Source organism: Citrobacter sp. wls613 (genome assembly GCF_005281195.1).
Classification (GTDB): domain Bacteria; phylum Pseudomonadota; class Gammaproteobacteria; order Enterobacterales; family Enterobacteriaceae; genus Citrobacter; species Citrobacter gillenii.
Genome location: NZ_SZXN01000059.1, coordinates 1 through 2,338, shown reverse-complemented (window position 1 = coordinate 2,338; position 2,338 = coordinate 1). Strand labels below are relative to the sequence as shown.

Annotated in this window: 1 protein-coding gene and 1 pseudogene; both read right to left on the bottom strand. The window is 53.9% G+C overall.

The annotated features are described in order from the left end of the window. Window positions 1-307, bottom strand: a 307-nt coding sequence (locus FDX01_RS13475; protein WP_249360981.1) for a DUF411 domain-containing protein, incomplete at its 3' end; no start/stop codon positions are given. 85 nt (window positions 308-392) lie between these two features. Continuing rightward, window positions 393-2,338, bottom strand: a pseudogene (gene silA / locus FDX01_RS13470) (Cu(+)/Ag(+) efflux RND transporter permease subunit SilA); the annotation flags it as partial.

Here is a 2,338-nt window from a genome sequence, read left to right as displayed (position 1 = left end):
CTGAACCAGACTGCATTGCCTTATGTATCGTTGTGGCAGGCACATGACCTTCAATGATCAAATTACCAGTAACTGCGGTATGACAGCTTCTCAGCTCAGCAGGAACAGCATATTTTTCTTTCAGGGCTGACAGAGCCTGATCATTCATGACGTGGGTCCGTACCTCAAACCCGTCCTTTTCCATCGCCTTGCCCCACAGGGAACAGCAACCACAGTTTTCAGACTTGTACATGTCTATTACTTTTTCACCTGCCATTGCCGGAAGTGAAAGGCCAAAAGCCAGGGCCATTAAAATTATTTTTTTCATACTCACCTCTGTATGTTATCGATGTAAACCCTGACGTCAGGGTGAATTTATGCAAAAGGACACCCGCAGGGGTGTCCTTTCAGGGTTATGACACGCTCTTTTTATGTCTGCGCAGCCAGATGAGTTTATAGGCGGCAGGAATAATGAACAGGGACAGCAGCGGAGCTGTGATCATCCCGCCAATCATGGGGGCCGCAATACGGCTCATGACTTCTGAACCTGCGCCGGTTCCCCAGAGTATCGGCAGCAGACCCGCGATGATCACCGCCACGGTCATGGCTTTCGGCCGGACACGCAGCACGGCACCATGATAAAGGGCTTCATCAAGACCTTCCGGTGTGAACGTCTCTTTACGGGACAATTCCGGGTGCACTTCAATGGCATGACGCAGATACATCAGCATGACCACGCCAAACTCTGCTGCCACCCCGGCCAGGGCGATAAACCCGGTTCCGGTCGCCACTGACATATGGAAGCCCTGCCAGTACAGGAACCATATTCCGCCAACCAGGGCGAACGGCAGGCTCATCAGGATCAGCAGGGCTTCGTCAACCCGGCGGAATGCCAGATACAACAGGATGAAAATGATCATCACCGTCATCGGCACCATCAGCTTCAGTTTCTTGTTGGCATGCTCAAGCAGTTCAAACTGTCCGGAGAATGCCACACTGGTTCCCGGTCTCAGTTTCACTTTCTCGCTGATGGCCGTCTTAATGTCGTTAACCACCGACACCATGTCCCTGCCGCGGGCATCAACATAAATCCAGCTGGCTGGCCGGGCATTTTCGGTTTTCAGCATGGTTGGTCCAGAAACGACGTTAATATCCGCGACATCGCCCAGCGTGATCTGCTGCTTCATCGGGGTCAGGATCGGCATCTGTTTCAGCGCCTGCGGACTGTTCCGGTAATCCTGCGGGTAGCGAATGTTAATAGGGTACCGGGCCACCCCTTCAACTGTCTCACCCACCATAGCACCTCCGATTGCTGAAGAGACGAACAGCTGGACATCACCTACCGTCATCCCGTAGCGGGAGGCTTTCTCCCGGTTGATATCGATATCGATGTAGCGCCCGCCCTCAAGTCGCTCAGCCAGGACAGACACCACGCCAGGCACGGTTTTGGCTACCGCCTCGATACTCTGCGCCGTCGCGTCGATATCGGACAGAACAGTCCCGGACACTTTGATACCTATCGGGCTTTTGATCCCGGTTGAGAGCATATCAATACGGTTACGGATAGGCGGCACCCAGAGGTTTGCCAGACCCGGTAAACGGACTGTCCTGTCGAGTTCATCAATAATCTTGTCAATTGTCATGCCGGGACGCCACTGATCCTCAGGTTTGAGCTGGATCGTGGTTTCCACCATTTCGAGCGGCGCGGAATCCGTTGCGGTCTCTGCTTTACCGGTCTTGCCAAATACAGAAGCCACTTCAGGAACGCTTTTGATTAACTTGTCTGTTGTCTGCAGGAGCGCTGCAGCTTCTGCCGGAGAGACGCCAGGCAAGGTCGACGGCATATACAGCAGATCGCCCTCGTTAATCTTCGGCAGAAATTCACCGCCCACCTGACTCAGTGGCCAGATAACCGTGAAAATGGACAAGGCCGCAACCAGCAGGGTTGTTTTTGGCCAGTGGAGGACCCGCAGCAGCAAAGGATGATACGCTTTGATCAGCACCCGGTTCAGGGGGTTACTGGTCTCTGCAGGAATTTTCCCCCGGATCCAGAATCCCATCAGAATAGGAATGACGATGATGGCCAGTGCGGCCGCTCCCGCCATGGAGTACGTTTTCGTGAATGCCAGCGGGCCAAACAGACGTCCTTCCTGACCTTCCAGGGTAAAGATAGGAATAAAGGACAGGGTGATGATCAGCAGGCTAATGAACAACGCGGGTCCCACTTCCACGGAGGCGTCGGTAATCACCTTCCAGCGGGTGGCGTTGTCAATCTGCTCACCCGGATGCTGATGATCCCACTCCTCAAGCCGTTTGTGCGCATTTTCAATCATCACAATGGCGGCATCCACCATCGCAC